Raw genomic sequence first — 17,553 nt, 5'->3', positions numbered from 1 at the left:
TGCATGACATGGGTAATTGGTTTGATTGGGCTTTCTCATCAAGGGAATTTAAACCAGCTAAGAACTGTCTTAAATTAACAATTTAAGACAGTTGCTATTCACTGTATTTGAGCTGACTCCCCACTTTGTTCAGAATGACGTATCTCAGATAAGGTAGATAATTGATTTAAATTCTGACTAATTATAGCCTGAGTGCTAGTGAAACCCAGGCCATAATGGATCTCAATTTTGATGATAATAAGGGCTGAATTCATGAACGGCCTCAATCATCGCAGCAACATGCTCAGGTGGTACGTCAGGAGTAACACCATGACCGAGGTTGAATATATGTCCTGAGCCGGTCCCATAGGATGCTAAAATCTTTTTAACTTGCTCTCGAATACATTGCTTTGAGGTTAACAATACCGAAGGGTCAAGATTTCCTTGTAATGCAACCTGATTACCAACTCTGCGTCGTGCTTCACCTATATCACACGTCCAATCCAGTCCTAGTGCATCACATCCGGTAACAAGCATTTTTTCCAACCATTGCCCTCCCCCTTTAGTAAATAAAATAACGGGGATTTCAGGGAAATTGGTTTTAATTTGGTGTACGATTTTCTGCATATACTGGAGAGAAAAATTTTGATAATTCTCTGGAGTTAAAATTCCCCCCCAAGTATCAAAAAGCATGACTGAATTAACACCCGCTTTGATTTGTTCTATCAGATAATCTGCAACTGATGCTGCTAATTTACTCAGTAAAATATGGGCAGCCTCACTCTCAGTGTAGATCAGAGGTAAAATGCGTTTAAATTCTCTCGTGCTTTTACCTTCAACCATATAACACGCTAAAGTCCATGGACTGCCTGCAAAACCGATTAGCGGAAGCTCTTTGGGCATTTCTTTGCGGATCAAGCGCACCGCATTCATCACGTAAGCCAAAGAATCCGGCTCCGGGATTTGTAAGTTGGCAATTGCTTGGGTATCTCGTATCGGATGTTGAAAACACGGCCCTTCGCCTTCAACGAAATATAAACCGAGCCCCATCGCATCAGGAATGGTCAAAATATCAGAAAATAAAATGGCTGCATCCAGTGCATAACGACGCAAAGGCTGTAATGTGACCTCACAAGCAAGTTCAGGATTCTTACAAAGACTTAAAAAATCACCGGCCTGTTCTCTAGTCTTGCGGTATTCGGGTAAATAACGCCCTGCTTGACGCATCATCCATACTGGAGTTCGCTCGACAGGCTGTCGTCTTAAAGCGCGTAGGAACAAAGATTGATCCCAATCATACATCATATTATCCCAACATTATCAAAATGCCCAATGCTAACATATTTACACTCTAAATTATGCAAGAATTGTTTCTGAATTGACTCTGAGCAAACTTGGAAACATAATCAGTCCCATTTTATTATCAACTAGAGCGTATTATGGGATTAACTAAAAATTTGTCAGAATCGATCGGAGCAGGATACCCCAAGAACACTGGCAGATTAAAACAGGTGCTTGGAAATTCTGAAACACCCCCAATAAAAGCTGCTTTTATGGGCGATTCTACGCTAGATAACCCCCATTGGGTAAGTGGGGAACCTTATGCAGAGAAAACACATACAGTACCGCATCAAACTGCAGAGGCGCTCGCTCGAGGTACCTCAAATTCTTACCTTATCGGTAATTTTGCTGTTGATGGCGCAACAACCGATGATTTATTGTCTGATTGTTCGTTGGGTAAAGTTCTAACCGATGAAGACCATATTCGCTCTAATTCGGTACATCAGCTCAAGGCAGTTACAGCATGGAAACCCGATGTTGTGGTGTTAAGCGTAGGAGGTAATAATTATAGAGAAGCTCTAGCGGATACTTTAATGGAAGAAATGAATTATCCTCAACTTCTTTTAAGAATTACGCCAGAAAATGCAAAACCAGCCATTCACTTAGCGTTTGAACAAGTAAAAGCCAATATATTAAAAGATTATAAACAAATTATTGATGAATTAATTGAAAATAATCCTCAACTTAGCCGTATCGTTCTCTTGTCGCAATATTATCCCTCGATTACCCAATTAACTCCTTATTTTATTTATACCGGATTTTCGCACCTGGCACGGGCGGAAGGAAAAGGACGAGCTCCTTTTACTGTAGTTGAAGAAACGATGAATGCGCTTTATAGGGAAATCCTGGCCTATGCAGCAGCTAAAGATAAAGAGATTGTTTTTGTTGATACAACCTCATCGTTAAATCCTTTAGGCGGAAAGCATGCTCTGCAGATTGAGCCTAATGAACAAGGTTCTGAGGTTATGGGGCGATTAATTGCCGGTGCGATTGAGTATAAATTTCCAGGATCTAAATCTGAGCAAGGTGAACCCTTCATTCCTAGAGTTTATTTGAGCTCTGATGAGAAGCAGATTCAAACACAGGTTTTAAATAAAAAAGATATAGAAGCATTTCGCGTCAAAAGTATAGGGCAGTTTATCAGCGAAAATCGATATCGTCATTTACGATTATTGTTTTCTCCCTCATCCAGCTTAACCGTACGTTTTGAAAGCGCTTATCGCGCAATTACAGGAAATCAGTTTGATGATGAATACACTGGATTACCTGCTTTTGGCTTACTGGATCTGACGCTACTGCCCGTTATGGCTTCTTATTTATGGCATGTTGCAGTAAATGAAAACGTTCATACCTCGTTGAGAGTAATAGCAGGTGGCGTTGCCGCCCCTATTTTATTAGGGAGAACAGTCCTTGGTTTATCATTAATGCTCGCACTTTCGTTGCCAATACTTGGATACGATAAAGCAGTACACTTGATTACGAGCCCAAATACTGAAAATCAAAAAGAGGATACTGAGACTAATAAATTAGAGGTATAAATGATCGTAGCCCCGATTAGCACAGAGTAATCCGGGGAACACACTCTATACATCATGATAACTATTTAGATAAAATCACCAATAAATCACTTCTGGATTAGTAGGAATAACATTGGATACCTTAAATATCAAAGCTCTTAATGTAAGCACCAAAATTGGTGTTTATGCATGGGAACAACGTATTCTTCAACAATTATTAATTGATATCAGTATCGATACTGATTTCAGTGACTGTCAGGAAGATTTAAGTAAGACCATAGACTACGAAGCATTGTGTAAGAATGTTACTCTTTATGTAGAATCAAAATCATTTCAACTCATTGAAACAGTTGCCAATGAAGTCGCAGATTTAATTAAAAGACAATTCAGTGTTTCGCAAGTGACAGTGGGAATCAGCAAACCTCATGCAATCAAAAATGCAGGAACCATTCAGGTCGTTGTGCGGCGCTGAAATATCTTGGGACTCCTTCATGTGTAGCCTGGGTTAGTCCAAGTCCTAACCCGGGTTTCAGCTGTTCTACCCCAGGCAATATAATTTATCCACCTCGTGTAACCATACCGTTTAGACGCTCATTTCTAGCCAAAGTCACCTGAGCTTGTTGTGCAAGAGCTCGGTTAGAATATGGACCTACCACTACACGGAACCAATTACCTTTTGCAGGATGGCTTACAGGAATTATGTATGCGCCAAAACCCTTAAGAATCAAAGAGCCTTTCATTTGTTCCGCATCTTTACGTGCCTTAAAAGAGGCCACTTGCACTAAAAACTTTCCTTTCTCAGTTGAAGCAGCATTTGATTGCGGTGGTGCTTTAGCCACATTCTGTTTCTCTGCTGGGGTTACTGAGGGTGTTGTATTTGCAATACTACCTGATGCAGTTTTTTGAGTTGCTGTAGATACTGAAGCGGCTGCCGTTACGGTAGTAGTAGGGGGATTTGTTGCCGTGGGCTGAGCCGAAGCTGTGGGGTTAGCATTGGGTTGTGTGCTAGGAACTTTTTCATTTGTGAGGAGCGTGTAAAACTCAAATTTTGGTTTAGGCGGAATCGCTGCGTGTTGTGCTTCGGGTTTGGAGGCTTCTTTTTTCATTTCATGATGAGCCAAAACCTGAGTATTTACCCAATTGCTCAACATTTCAAAATCAAAAAAAGAAGCGGTCAAATAACCTAATAAAAAGGTAAAAGTAATCGTTAGAAGCTGGTGTGGTGCATTACCGCGCGACCGTGAAGAACGCCTATTACCATATTCTCTTGTCATCACATACTCTCAGGAGCTGATACGCCCAATAAGTCCAAACCATTTTTTAACACCTGACGCACTGCCTCGAGCAAACAAAGACGAGCGCATCGTAATTGCTCATGCTCACACAAAAGTGGAACAGCATTATAATAACTATGCAAGCCATTGGCTACTTCACGTAAGTAATAAGCTACTTGATGCGGCTCACAATGTACAGCTGCTAATTCTACAATCTCGGGATAACGGCCAATTAAAGAAATCAAATGAGTTTCATGCGATTGTTCTAACAAATCGATATGTTTTAGACCAAGTGCCTTATCCCAGGATAAGCCTCGTTCCTTCAATTGTCTTAACACTGAGCATATTCTTGCGTGAGCATACTGAATATAATAAACCGGATTATCACTGGACTCTGACTTAGCTAAATCCAAATCAAAATCCATATGTTGTTCTGACTTACGTGCCACATAAAAGAAACGTGCTGCATCATTGCCTACCTCATGACGCAACTCTCTTAAAGTGACAAAAGAACCGCTGCGTGTAGACATTTGTACCCGCTCAGAACCACGATATAAAATAGCAAATTGGACAAGTAATACATCCAGTGCATTTTCATCATGTCCTAAAGCTTTAACCACGGCACGTAAGCGAGTGATATACCCATGATGATCTGCACCAAAAATATCAATTACCCGATCATAACCTCTATCGTATTTATTCCAATGGTAAGCGACATCAGAGGCAAAATAAGTAGTATGACCATTAGCACGCACCAGTACGCGATCTTTTTCATCGCCAAAATCAGTTGCTCTAAACCAAAGAGCACCTTCTTTTTCAAAAGTATGACCACTGTCTTTAAGCGCTTGAATCCCTTTTTGAATGGAACCATCTTCAAAAAGAGACTGTTCGGAAAACCAACTATTATAGTTGACACCAAATTCGGCGAGATCATCTTTGATATCATCAAGAACTGTATTCAATGCATGCTGATGAAACAGAGCAAAAACATCGGTACCTAATAATTGTTTTGCACGGTCCACCAACGCATCGATATAAATTTCTTTGTCTCCACCATGAGGTTCATCAAGGGGTAGGCCTTCAATGACAGTAGCCCATGGATGCACATACTCCTTGCCGTGCTCGGCTAAAAATTCCTGTGCTATTTCAGAAACATAATCCCCTTTATACGCATTGGCAGGAATAACCACAGGTTCGCCAGCAAGTTCCAGGTAGCGCAACCACACACTGGCAGCAAGAATGTTCATTTGCCGTCCGGCATCATTCACATAGTATTCTAAAGTAACATCATAACCCGCTGCCTTTAAAACATTTCCTAAAGTAGCGCCAAAAGCTGCTCCCCGTCCATGCCCTACATGCAGGGGACCTGTTGGATTCGCAGACACAAATTCAACCAATACTTTTTGATTTTGACCAATAGTACTTCGTCCAAAATGCTCCCCTTTTTCCAATATTTCACCAATAATTTGTGAACGAGAACTATTGCGTATGAAAAAATTAATAAACCCTGCCCCAGCAATTTCTACTTTTTCAACGGCAGAGTCAGCAGGCAAAGCCTGCACCAAAAGCTCCGCAATTTTGCGTGGTGCCTGGCGACAAGGCTTTGCTAAAATTAAAGCCAAATTACTGGCAAAATCACCATGAGCAGAATCTTTTGTACGATCAACCTTAATCTCAATATCTAAATCAGCAGGTATTTCACCCGATTTTTGTAAGGACATTAAAGCGTGTTTTAAAAGCTGCTCTACAGTATGTTTCATGCTACTCAGTTTTCCATCAAAAAATGATGCTATTATGCGCTTTTTTGCACCATATGAAAAGGTTCATAGTGGTACAATTTGCTATCGCGCTAAAAAGCAGCAAATTGTTACGGTACAAACGAAATAGGACCTAATAAACATCGATGCGATTATTCGCAAGAATGATGTATCGATTTTAATTTTGTGAATGAAAGTAGTGATGCACGTGCTCATTTCAATATAAGCCTTTTTCGATGGAACAAAATCAAAAGATGGATGTCAGACAGGATTAAAAACTTTCTCGATATTTATTGAGTCCTACTTCTGAGTTACACTTAAAACATTAACTCTTTCAATATCAGTAATAGCGTGTTATCTAACCCATGTGAATCGCTAACCGGAATCGGACCAACGCTTGCAGCAAAACTTGCTAAATGCGGTATCCATGTTGTGCGTGATTTGCTGTTTCACCTACCTTATCGCTATCAAGACAGAACTCGAGTAACACCCATTCAAGATTTAAGGCCCAATGATTGGAGTGTCATTGCAGGACGCGTGTGTAAGACAGAAATTAAACCCGGTAAACGAGCAATGCTGCATTGCTATGTTGAAGATAAGACAGGAATAATAAAGCTTCAGTTTTTTCATTTTAATAAAAGTCAAATCAATAACCTAAAGAACAGCACAATGATTCACGCCTTTGGTGAAGTGCGTGAATTCAATAATACCCTGACAATGACCCACCCAGAATATCAATTAATTGATGATGAAGAAGAATGCCAGGTCAATGAAACGCTGACTCCAATTTATCCAAGCACGCAGGGGTTAACACAGACACGATTAAGACAACTGGTGAATGTCGCCTTAAAACGTTGTGAACAGGAACTTCAGCAATTGGAATGGATGAGTGAAGAACAGTTGCGAACTTATAATTTTTTCTCGGTGGGAGAGTCAATTCAATTACTGCATAATCCCCCCCCAGATATCTCCATACAAGCTCTTGAACAAGGGCAACATCCTGCACTCAAACGATTAGTTTTTGATGAGTTGCTAGCACAACGTCTTAGCATGCAATTTGCGAGGAAATCACGGGAAGCGCTCCGTGCTGTCGCGTTGCCTGTTGATCAAAACTTAAAGCAACGTTTTTTAAACTCGCTCCCGTTTAAACTCACAAATGCACAGCAAAGAGTTGCAGAGGAAATCAGCCAAGATTTAATACAAACGAAACCCATGCTTCGCTTAGTACAAGGAGATGTCGGCGCAGGGAAAACTGTGATTGCTGCTCTTGCAGCATTACAAGCGATTGCAAATGGACAACAAGTTGCTTTTATGGCACCAACAGATTTACTGAGTGAGCAACACACCAACAATCTCATCCATTGGTTAGAACCTTTAGGTATCAGGATATTAAGATTAAGTGGAAAAATGAAGCTGAGTGAGCGTCGTATGGCCTTTGCTGCACTTGCAGATCATAGTTGCCAGCTGATTATTGGTACCCATGCCTTATTTCAGGAAGCCGTTATTTTTGCTCGTTTAGGGTTAGTCATTATCGATGAACAACATCGATTTGGCGTAGAACAAAGATTGCTTTTGCAACAAAAACGGCAACAAGAACAACTTATTCCTCATCAGTTGTTAATGACGGCTACCCCTATCCCAAGAACCTTATCTATGACTCACTTAGCCCATTTGGATATTTCGATTATTGATGAGTTACCTCCTGGACGCATACCCATTGCCACAGCCGTATTGAACCAAAATAAACGAGAATCAGTCATTGAACGATTGGAGGTTGCTCTAGCCAGTGGACGACAAATCTATTGGGTTTGTACCCTTATTGAAGAATCAGAAAAATTGCAATGTATGGCAGCTACTGAAACAGCACGGGCGTTACAAGAGCAACTGCCTGCTGCTCGCGTAGGCCTAGTCCATGGACGAATGAAACCTATAGAAAAAGAAGCCACTATGGCCGCATTTAAAAGCGGTGAAATTAATTTACTAGTGGCCACAACAGTGATTGAAGTTGGCGTTGATGTCCCTAATGCCAGCCTAATGATTATAGAAAATGCCGAACGTTTGGGTTTATCTCAACTCCACCAATTACGTGGTCGTGTGGGAAGAGGCAGTGCACAATCTCATTGCATTTTGCTTTACCAATCCCCTCTCTCGCAACACGGTGCAGAACGATTAAAAATTATGCGTGCCACCAATGATGGATTTATTATTGCAGAGAAAGACATGGAGTTAAGAGGTGCCGGTGAAGTACTGGGAATCCGGCAAACAGGCTATCGCCAATTTAAAATTGCTGACCTACAGCGCGATCGCGACCTACTGCCTCTTTTACCGTCGATAGCAAAACAATTAATAGAGGACTCACCTCAAACTGCTTACGACTTGACCCAAAGATGGTTGGGTGATTTTGAACAATTTTTGCAAGGTTAAAAATATTTTTAAAAATTCTCAAGTCAAGACTGTTTTTTATTTTTTTCTTTGTTAATATGTTCGGGCAGATTATCTAATCTTCCAAAACCTCAATTGTGGATAACTTCATTTAATCGAATGTACACTCCCAATCAAATTCTTATAGCAGATTCCCAAAAATCCTTATTTTAAAAGACTTATCGGCCATTCTATATCCTTTAGTCAAAAAATTATTTATCCACAAAATCTGTGGATAATCCTGTGAACATGATGTAAAACACCATATAAAATCAGCCTGTTTTACCTCTGCTTCCGAACTTTCCAAAGTGCTTCTAAAATTTTGCATAGATAAAAACCTTTTAATTTTTTATTTCTTTTAGTTTTTTAATCAGTAAATTTTTTAAACATCATCATGAATCAGTTTTATTGAGAATAAAATTTTTTAAAAAACACCAAGTCAAGACTGTTTTTAATTTTTTTCTTTGTTAAGATAGGCGGGTAATCTTCTTATGCTTTCAAAGCACATCCTGTGGATAACTTTCCTGGTCATATCGGTTAATAACAACTCAAACTTCCTTATGGCACCCAAAAACCCTTATTTCACAAGGCTTAGCACTTATTTACTCTTTTATTGTCCAAAATGAATTTATCCACAAAATCTGTGGATAATCCTGTGAACATGATGTAAAACACCATATAAAATCAGCCTGTTTTGCCTCTGCTTCTGAACTTTCCAAAGTGCTTCTAAAATTTTGCATAGATAAAAACCTTTTAATTTTTTATTTCTTTTAGTTTTTTAATCAGTAAATTTTTTAAACATCATCATGAATCAGTTTTATTGAGAATAAAATTTTTTAAAAAACACCAAGTCAAGACTGTTTTTAATTTTTTTCTTTGTTAAGATAGGCGGGTAATCTTCTTATGCTTTCAAAGCACATCCTGTGGATAACTTTCCTGATCATATCGGTTAATAACAACTCAAACTTCCTTATGGCACCCAAAAACCCTTATTTCACAAGGCTTAGCACTTATTTACTCTTTTATTGTCCGAAATACATTTATCCACAAAATCTGTGGATAATCCTGTGAACATGATGTAAAACACCTTGTAAAATCAGCCTGTTTCGTACCGGGCATAAAATGTACTAGACAATTACCCTTGTCTTCACTGGACCTTGGCCTAAGCTATGGCTCTCAAGAGTCCGAACAACTCAATTTAATGTAATTATTAATCTATAAAAAAATTCATAACCATGTTTAAATAGAGCCACTAGACAAAATGGACTTGAAATTTTCACTATAAAACTCAAATTCTTATTTTGTCTTACCTGATTCCATTAATTAAAAACAACATGACCCAACACGACAGATATTGGCAGGCAAAAAAAGTAACACTTTTGGGAGCTGTTTCAAATGCACTATTAGGCATTATAAAACTCATTGGCGGCTACTTTTTTCATTCTCATGCACTTGTCGCAGATGGAGTTCATTCCCTCTCTGATCTCATAACAGACGCCATGGTATTATTTGCTTCTAAATACGGAAGCCTTGATGCTGATGCCAGTCATCCTTATGGACATCAGCGTATCGAAACGGCAGCAACCCTATTATTATCACTTTTACTCATTTTTGCAGGTGTTGGTATCGCGTGGGATTCAATCTATGACTTGATCCACTCTAATTATCTCATGCCAAATTGGTTAACCCTGCCAATCATTTGCATTTCCATCATGAGCAATGAGGTTTTATTTCATTACACTCTATATATTGGAAAACGTATTAATTCCAAATTGATTACTGCCAACGCATGGCATCATCGTTCAGACGCAGCCTCTTCGCTTGTTGTATTCGTTGGTTTAATTGGCAGTATCGCGGGTTACAGTTATCTTGATGCTGCCGCTGCAATTATAGTTGGATTGATGATTGTTAAGATGGGCTGGGATTATGCTTGGAATAGTGTTAAAGAATTGGTAGACACTGCGGTCAGCCCAGAACTATTAGCATGTATTGAAGAAGTAATCCAAAATGTGGACGGAGTGGAAAAAATTCATCAATTACGAAGTCGTTCGATGGGAGAAAATGTATTAATAGATGTGCATATTTTAGTTTCGCCTAAAATATCGGTGTCTGAAGGCCATTATATTGCGCAACACGTACACCATGCACTCACCGATCAAATAGAAAGCGTCAATGATGTGATTGTACATGTTGACCCCGAAGATGATGAGAGCTCCTGCCCCTCCTTACACCTACCCAGCCGCAAGATCTTACAAGAACTGCTATCCAATGAAGTCCGTATTGATTTCCCTCAGATTTTATTTTGGAATTTACATTACCTAGATGGAACAATAGGGATTGATATCGTCTGCGATGAAACATTCAATCAATGGCAAGAATTACATGAACGGGTAATTTTAGCATTGAAGTTACAGTCTGATATTATCGAAGTTCGCTTATTTAGCTTGCATGAGACCATGCATCACAACTAAACTATGTGGTTTAGGTTAGACCGAAGCTACCTTTAAGTTATAAAAATCTAGAATAAATAACAGGATAAACAATGGTATCAGCTACCAGTTTAAAAATATTTTTTGCAATTTCTATTTTTATTGTCATTTTAATCGCGGGCTGGTATCCCTTTAGAAAACGTATTAAGGACGATCAACATATTGATTTTCCTGTCGGTGAAACCCTGGCAACGGGTGTGTTTTTGGGAGCAGGCCTTTTGCATATGTTACCAGAGGCAAATTCTCTATTTAAAAAAATGGGGTACAACTACCCTTTTGCCTTTATTATTACTGGTGCAGTTTTCCTGATTTTTCTCTGGTTTGAACATTTGGGTAAGGAACTTTATCATCATCATAATACGAAACATCCTGCTTTTGCCCTTTTAGCTTGGGGGATGCTCTCTGTTCACTCGATAATGCTGGGTGCCGCCTTAGGCTTAGCGCAATATAACTCAATGATTATTATGATTTTTCTTGCAATTATCACCCATAAATGGGCAGAAAGCTTTGCCATTGCAGTTCAATTAAATAAAAGTACGATGAGTATGAACAGCAGTCTATTCTTTTTCATTTTATTCAGCTTTATGACCCCAATTGGAATCTACTTGGGCTGGCATTTCGGTCATGGTGTAGAAACAAAATCTCTTTTTGATCCCATTTTAATGGCCGCATCTGCAGGAACATTCCTTTATTTGGGAACCCTTCATGGTTTAGAGCGCTGCGTTATGGTGGAGCGTTGTTGCAATCTCAAAGATTTTAGTTTTGTAATAATAGGTTTTTCACTTATGGCTTTGGTCGCGGCGTATGTCTAAGTTTTTACAACAAAAACCTATCATTCTTGCTTCGAGCTCGGCCATAAGATTGCAATTGCTCCAATCGCTTGGGATCGAATTTTCGGTTGTTCCTTCGCATTGTGATGAAGACGCAATTAAAGCGTCCTTCAAGTCAGAAAGCACTCTCGACTTAGGCTACGCACTTGCAGCCAGCAAGGCTTTAGAAGTGAGCCAACATCATCCAGACCATTTCATTATCGCTGCAGATCAACTGTGCTTGTTTGGCCAAACATTATTAAATAAGCCCTTGAACCATCCAACTGCCGTAGAACAGTTAAGTTTACTAAGCGGCAAAGAACACCTGCAAATTGCCTGCCTTTGCATTGCAAAAAATAATGAAGTACTTTGGCAACATCATGAAACAGCCTACTTAACACTTCATCATTTAAGTGAGAAAACAATCGAGGCCTATTTGCAAAGTGAAAAACCCTATCAGAGTTGTGGTAGTTACCACTATGAACTCCAAGGAAAATGGTTATTTAAAGAAGTTCAAGGAAATGAAGATACCATTTTGGGTTTGCCTTTGTTTTCTTTAACCCAAGCATTAATGAAGCTTGGCGCGGTTAGTTTCTAATAATTTTATGTATGTAGCCTGTGGGCAGTTCCCGTCCCGAAAATAGGTTCCGTTTGGCTACTCCCAGGCTAAACGTACATCAAAAAACCAAAACATCTACTGAATGATTTGTTTTTATTTATTACGAGCATTTTGTTATGATTCTTTACCCAATGCATTGAGGAAATGAAATGGAAGCTAAAACCGAACACCCTATAGTCCCAACGCAGAATGCATTAAGTGTGTTTGAATTTAAAACTAAACTCACAAACACCATGAAAGAATGTGCTATTTCAAAATTAACTTTTGAAATGCAAATTGACTCATCAGAATTAAAAATGAATCATGGTGCTCTTATTGAGCTACATGAACAGATGATTGCAAGGGTTAAAAAACAGATTGTAGCTTATCAAGGGCTATCTCAAGATGCAGCGTATTATGATGAATATAATAAGGAAGAATTACAGTCCCGCATTAGTAAAGAAATTGCTCGACAAACCAACTACCAGGAAAAACTACAATTAAAATTACCTCAGATAAATTCTTTAAAATTTTTATTCTCTTTACCGCCAAATGAATTATTTCAAGAAGCAGTTAAAAATAAGTCGTCTGCTTTGCTCATTATTCAAACCCCTGAATTAATTGCACAGATTGCTAATTATCAACTAGAACATATTACCCATGAAGACCATGAGATTGTTCGATCTCTAGCTTCTATTTTAGCGACACGTGAGTACACTTTTGAAACACCTAATATTTTCGCTGCCTTGAAACAACACGTTCAGGCTGAGTCGGACACACAATTTATTGCAGCAAAGGAAAATTCAGCTACCCATAATTTGTTACTCAAAATTAATAATTATCTGGATAAAAAAATAGCCCAGGCCTTAAAAGAAAATTCTAATCCCTGGGCACTAGGATATTTTGGTTCACGCCATAAAGTAAACAGTGATGGTAAAAAAGTACCTGTACCCCAAGGGGTCTATGAGTTAAAAGCACAATTAATACAACTTGGTACACGGCCTCCAACAGAAATCTTGACCAAAATGCAAGATATACTGCATACCAAGAACCTAGAAAAAAAAGATGAATCGGTATTGAAGCAGTTTATACGTTTGATCAGTTATCTTTTTGGATACTCTCAATCCCAAGAGACCGCTGATGAATATGAATATCTGGAACAAGTCACAACAGGAAAACAATCTATACCTTGACAAAAGAGGTACGGATCAAAACAATATTCGACTTTTTAACTGGTGAAAATCCATCACTTGTTCAGATTGACAAATTTTAATCGTAATCAGGACCCAACATGCAAATTACAAAAATTCAAGCCCGTGAAATTTTAGACTCTCGCGGTAATCCTACTGTAGAAGCAGACGTTATTTTAAAAAATGGAACGCAAGGAAGAGCGAGTGTTCCCTCTGGGGCATCTACCGGGAGTCGTGAAGCGTGTGAGTTACGCGATAATGATGCAAACCGTTATAATGGTAAAGGGGTACAACAAGCTGTTGCTCATGTTAATCATGAAATTAATCAAGCACTTCATCTTTTTTCTGTTGAAGATCAGGATGCTTTGGATTATCAATTGTGCCAATTAGACGGTACAGAAAATAAATCCCGTCTTGGAGCCAATGCGATTCTTGCTGTGTCACTTGCCGCTGCTCGAGCTCGTGCAAATGAACATAAGTTACCCCTGTATGCCGCATTAAATCAAGGTGAAAAAATGAGCATGCCTGTACCCATGATGAATATCTTAAATGGTGGGGCACATGCAGATAATAATGTTGATATTCAGGAATTCATGATCATGCCTGTAGGTGCTGCTGATTTTCCAACTGCATTGCAAATGGGTGCTGAAATTTTTCATGGTTTAAAATCCGTTTTAAAAAAACAAGGATTAAATACTGCAGTGGGAGATGAAGGAGGTTTTGCGCCCAATATTAAATCGAACCGTCAAGCGTTGGATCTCCTGTGTGAGGCAATAGAAAAGGTTGGATATAAGTTGGGAGATGAAATAGTCCTTGCCCTAGATGTTGCAGCCTCGGAATTGTATGATCAAGGCATGTATCATATGGCATCTGAAAATCAAAAATTCACTGCAACTCAACTCATTGATTACTATGAGAGTCTTGTCAAAAGTTATCCTATTATCAGCATCGAAGATGGTTTGGATGAAAAAGATTGGAGTGGATGGAAACAATTGACTACCCAATTAGGAGGAACGATACAATTGGTAGGTGATGATGTATTCGTTACCAATCCTAAAATTCTGCAAGAAGGCATTAACCAAAAAGTAGCGAATGCCATACTGATTAAAGTCAATCAAATCGGTACCTTAAGTGAAACCCGGCAAACGATTCAATTAGCCCTTCGAAACGGATATCGTTGCGTCATGTCACATCGCTCAGGTGAAACAGAAGATACCTTTATCGCAGATCTTGCTGTTGCTACTGGCTGTGGGCAAATTAAAACCGGTTCGCTATGCCGTACCGATCGCATCGCAAAATACAATCAACTGTTACGTATCAATGAAATGGCCGCATTGCCTTATGCAGGAAAAGCTGTATTGAAGTAAATCTAAATCATTGCTGGCGGATGCAGCTCTGCGGTGCACTGCATCCCGCCTGCAATTCCATAATATCTTAATCCTCAGAAAAATGGATATTGGTATTGTACTTGGTGCGATTAAGGCAAAAACTGCTGCGAAATACTTTAATATTTGCTTCATTTGCAAACACTCTACGCGCAAACTCATTGTAATGATTCATATCTGCAACATGAATTATGAGCAAATAATCGGTCTCACCGGATACAAAATAGCATTGTTTTACTTCTTCTTGTTCCGCCATTTTACGTTCAAAATGAGTGAGCAAGTCCTCTCTTTGTTTTTCCAAAGTAATATTTGCAAAAACAATAAGCCCTCGTCCAGCTTTAAAAGGATCGACCAAAGCAACATCATTCACAATGATGCCCTCATCACGTAATCGTTTTACACGACGAAAACAAGGAGGAGCAGAAATTCCTACTTTTTCAGCAAGCGCCAGATTGGTAATTTGATTGTCTTTTTGCAATAAATTTAAAATTTTTCTATCAATTTTATCTAAATATACCGGTTCTGCTCTATTCTCTTGTGAATACTTTTCTCCGTATTTTTTCATATATTACCCTAAAGTCAAAATTGCGCATTATAAAATGAAATAAAACATCATTAAATTAAAAATTTATTCACTTTTATTTCATGATACATTCATCACCCTGTTGAGAAAGACCAAAAAGGAAACCATTATGATAAGAACAGCACAGATTGATGAGATAAATATCTTAAACCAACTCATTGAGCATTCAGCCCGTGGGTTAAGCCAAGAAGACTATACAAATCTAGAAATTGAAGGAGCAATTCATTCCATATTTGGTGTGGATCAGGAGCTCATTACCGATCAAACCTACTATGTAATAGAAAAGGAAGGTAGCATTGTTGCCTGTGGGGGGTGGAGTAAACGGAAAACTCTTTTTGGAGGGGATCAATGCAAAACCCGGGAGGAAGGATTTTTAAATCCACACACAGATTATGCCAAAATAAGAGCTTTTTTTGTCCATCCAAACCATGCTCGACAAGGACATGGAAAAATGCTCCTGCACTATTGTGAACAACAAGCTTTATCCCATGGATTTACAAAAATGGAAATGATGGCAACTTTACCCGGTGTAAAGTTGTATCAGGTATGTGGTTATCAAATGATTAAGGCAGAATATTTTGCTCTCCCAGGCGGTAAAAAATTTAAAATGCTAAAAATGATCAAACATTTTTAACATAGAACAACTTAAGCCCTAGCCTTGTAGAGAGTAATGGGATCTTTTATCGTCATCCCGAGCGCAGCCAGGGAACTCCCAATATAACAGGTGTTCCATCATGGTGCTGCCAGGCTGCGCTCAGGATGACGAAGGGTTACGCTGCACTGAACCCAGTCTAGAAATTACCGAGGTTACAATCCATATACCAATTACTTCTTAGAGTGATACTCTGGGATTTCCTTTGGATAACAACCTTTTATAGTTCTAAAGAACTCGAGAATTTTGGGGAAATCCCTATCGATGTCTCCCGTGGGTTGGAACTTCTCATGAATTCGGAGTTCCTTAGATGCATAATCAGGTCCGACCATGACTATCGGCAGCCCTGCTTGACACGCAATATGATAAAACCCTTCTTTCCAACGTGTTACGGGACCACGCGTCCCTTCTGGGGTAATGGCCAGTTTAAACTCATCACGAGACTGGAATATTTCTACTACTTGTTCCACAGTCTTACTTTTTTTGGAGCGATCAACGGGAGCCCCTCCTAATGCTTTTAAAAATAATCCTAGAGGAAAAAAGAACAATTGATTTTTCGCTAAAAAGTTAATTTTAACACCCACCGAAAAACGAGCAAATAAACCCACTGCAAAATCCCAATTGCTTGTATGAGGAGCAACAACAACCATATATTTCTTATCTTGTGGTAGCTCACCGACAACTTTCCAACCAAACAGTTTTAAAATAAAGCGTCCAAATTTCTTCATAATCAAAATCAATAATTATTTGTTTTAGTATATACAAATTATTAGGTTGATTCACCTCCATTGCTGATGAATCTAATTCATTGAGATAGGTCTAAAGTAATAAGAATAAAAAAAATAGAACAATCCCTCTGTAGCGACATATTTTATACTAAAATGATACATATACAGGTAGAGCTATGGAGTGCCAAATGACTAAACAAGATCCCGCACTTAACTTTTCCAATTCGCGTTTACTGGCAGCCCTTTATTATGGATTACTGTCCGTTGTCGGAACGATACTTATTGATGGTTTTCTCACAACAATTGGCATAGAAGAACTTGTGCCTCTTTATAAAGCAATTATTCTGGGAATGATTGTCGCTTCTATAACTGGAGCTCTTTTTGGAAAAAATATCATCCACTGCCCCAGGCCCTACAAAGGTAAAACTTTTTTATTGGGTTTCATTATGGTATTGGTTTCCTTGCCATTTTTTGATCTTGGGCTGGTGCTCTCGATGGAGACATCAGGCAACCAGGTGCTGCCAATAAACAATTTCAATGATTTTGTCTATGCGTATCTAATCGTCCTTGGTTACAGCTACATTCTTTTTGGTGTTTGGCTCGCCATTGCGTCAGGTTTTGCCTCAATCTTTTTACGTGGCAGATTTGTTTATCAAGTCCTGCGAACCGATAAACGAGATAGCCATAGTTTACCACGCTATGTAGGCGCCTCTGACAGAACCAAACCTAAACCCGCTCGCAAAAAACCAGCAGCCAAACCCCGGGCTTTGCAGCGCAAAAAAACTTAAGTAAAATCCTTATCGCCTATGTGCAATAAAAGGAACACTGGG

15 protein-coding genes are annotated in these 17,553 nt (G+C 39.0%); 10 read left to right on the top strand and 5 right to left on the bottom strand.

Going from position 1 to position 17,553, the window contains the following annotated elements:
- Positions 1 to 222: 222 nt before the first annotated feature.
- Entirely contained in the window at positions 223 to 1,281 is a 1,059-nt protein-coding gene (gene hemE, locus ACF8MK_RS09695; protein ID WP_392536475.1) for a uroporphyrinogen decarboxylase, read from the bottom strand.
- A 137-nt stretch (positions 1,282 to 1,418) separates the two neighbouring features.
- Here hemE and ACF8MK_RS09690 point away from each other — a divergent pair, with 137 nt between their 5' ends.
- Together ACF8MK_RS09690 and folB are read left to right on the top strand one after the other, a co-directional pair.
- Positions 1,419 to 2,858: an SGNH/GDSL hydrolase family protein gene (locus ACF8MK_RS09690; RefSeq protein ID WP_392536474.1), complete on the top strand. Its 1,440-nt coding sequence runs from the start codon at positions 1,419 to 1,421 to the stop codon at positions 2,856 to 2,858.
- A 112-nt stretch (positions 2,859 to 2,970) separates the two neighbouring features.
- Positions 2,971 to 3,309, top strand: a complete 339-nt coding sequence (folB, locus tag ACF8MK_RS09685; RefSeq protein WP_392536473.1) for a dihydroneopterin aldolase — start codon at positions 2,971 to 2,973, stop codon at positions 3,307 to 3,309.
- A gap of 85 nt (positions 3,310 to 3,394) precedes the next feature.
- Here the strand turns inward: folB and ACF8MK_RS09680 are convergent, their stop codons facing one another.
- Together ACF8MK_RS09680 and argS are read right to left on the bottom strand one after the other, a co-directional pair.
- Positions 3,395 to 4,111, bottom strand: coding sequence for an SPOR domain-containing protein (locus tag ACF8MK_RS09680; protein ID WP_392536472.1), 717 nt, complete (start codon positions 4,109 to 4,111; stop codon positions 3,395 to 3,397).
- A complete protein-coding gene (argS, locus tag ACF8MK_RS09675; protein ID WP_392536471.1) occupies positions 4,111 to 5,871 on the bottom strand; it encodes an arginine--tRNA ligase in 1,761 nt (586 codons plus the stop codon). The genes ACF8MK_RS09680 and argS overlap by 1 nt, the downstream gene beginning before the upstream one ends.
- A gap of 348 nt (positions 5,872 to 6,219) precedes the next feature.
- On the opposite strand from argS, the gene recG reads away from it, so the two are divergent.
- From recG to eno, 6 genes are all read left to right on the top strand, one after another.
- Entirely contained in the window at positions 6,220 to 8,292 is a 2,073-nt protein-coding gene (recG, locus tag ACF8MK_RS09670; RefSeq protein ID WP_392536470.1) for an ATP-dependent DNA helicase RecG, read from the top strand.
- 1,331 nt (positions 8,293 to 9,623) lie between these two features.
- On the top strand, positions 9,624 to 10,760 hold the full coding sequence (locus ACF8MK_RS09665; RefSeq protein ID WP_392536469.1) for a cation diffusion facilitator family transporter: 1,137 nt from the start codon (positions 9,624 to 9,626) through the stop codon (positions 10,758 to 10,760).
- A gap of 71 nt (positions 10,761 to 10,831) precedes the next feature.
- Complete coding sequence (locus ACF8MK_RS09660) at positions 10,832 to 11,590, top strand: ZIP family metal transporter (RefSeq protein ID WP_392536468.1); 759 nt, start codon at positions 10,832 to 10,834, stop codon at positions 11,588 to 11,590.
- The gene (locus tag ACF8MK_RS09655; protein WP_392536467.1) at positions 11,583 to 12,185 is read left to right on the top strand and encodes a Maf family protein; all 603 of its coding nucleotides are present in this window, start codon (positions 11,583 to 11,585) and stop codon (positions 12,183 to 12,185) included. The genes ACF8MK_RS09660 and ACF8MK_RS09655 overlap by 8 nt, the downstream gene beginning before the upstream one ends.
- A gap of 170 nt (positions 12,186 to 12,355) precedes the next feature.
- Complete coding sequence (locus ACF8MK_RS09650; RefSeq protein WP_392536466.1) at positions 12,356 to 13,378, top strand: hypothetical protein; 1,023 nt, start codon at positions 12,356 to 12,358, stop codon at positions 13,376 to 13,378.
- Positions 13,379 to 13,476: 98 nt separating this feature from the next.
- Complete coding sequence (gene eno, locus ACF8MK_RS09645; RefSeq protein ID WP_392536465.1) at positions 13,477 to 14,742, top strand: phosphopyruvate hydratase; 1,266 nt, start codon at positions 13,477 to 13,479, stop codon at positions 14,740 to 14,742.
- Between the two features lie 67 nt (positions 14,743 to 14,809).
- Here the strand turns inward: eno and ACF8MK_RS09640 are convergent, their stop codons facing one another.
- Entirely contained in the window at positions 14,810 to 15,325 is a 516-nt protein-coding gene (locus ACF8MK_RS09640; protein WP_392536464.1) for an Lrp/AsnC family transcriptional regulator, read from the bottom strand.
- Positions 15,326 to 15,452: 127 nt separating this feature from the next.
- On the opposite strand from ACF8MK_RS09640, the gene ACF8MK_RS09635 reads away from it, so the two are divergent.
- Positions 15,453 to 15,977: a GNAT family N-acetyltransferase gene (locus ACF8MK_RS09635; RefSeq protein WP_058388000.1), complete on the top strand. Its 525-nt coding sequence runs from the start codon at positions 15,453 to 15,455 to the stop codon at positions 15,975 to 15,977.
- A 191-nt stretch (positions 15,978 to 16,168) separates the two neighbouring features.
- Here ACF8MK_RS09635 and ACF8MK_RS09630 read toward each other — a convergent pair whose 3' ends face one another.
- Positions 16,169 to 16,723, bottom strand: a complete 555-nt coding sequence (locus tag ACF8MK_RS09630) for a lysophospholipid acyltransferase family protein (protein ID WP_392536463.1) — start codon at positions 16,721 to 16,723, stop codon at positions 16,169 to 16,171.
- Positions 16,724 to 16,911: 188 nt separating this feature from the next.
- Between ACF8MK_RS09630 and ACF8MK_RS09625 the strand changes: the two genes are divergently transcribed.
- Positions 16,912 to 17,511 (top strand): hypothetical protein, encoded by a 600-nt coding sequence (locus ACF8MK_RS09625; RefSeq protein WP_392536462.1) that lies wholly within the window; start codon positions 16,912 to 16,914, stop codon positions 17,509 to 17,511.
- Positions 17,512 to 17,553: the final 42 nt, after the last annotated feature.

It is taken from the genome of Legionella sp. 227 (genome assembly GCF_043161935.1).
GTDB lineage: Bacteria > Pseudomonadota > Gammaproteobacteria > Legionellales > Legionellaceae > Legionella > Legionella sheltonii.
The sequence above is the reverse complement of the archived record's forward strand: the minus strand, read 5'-3'. Positions and strand labels throughout refer to the sequence as shown.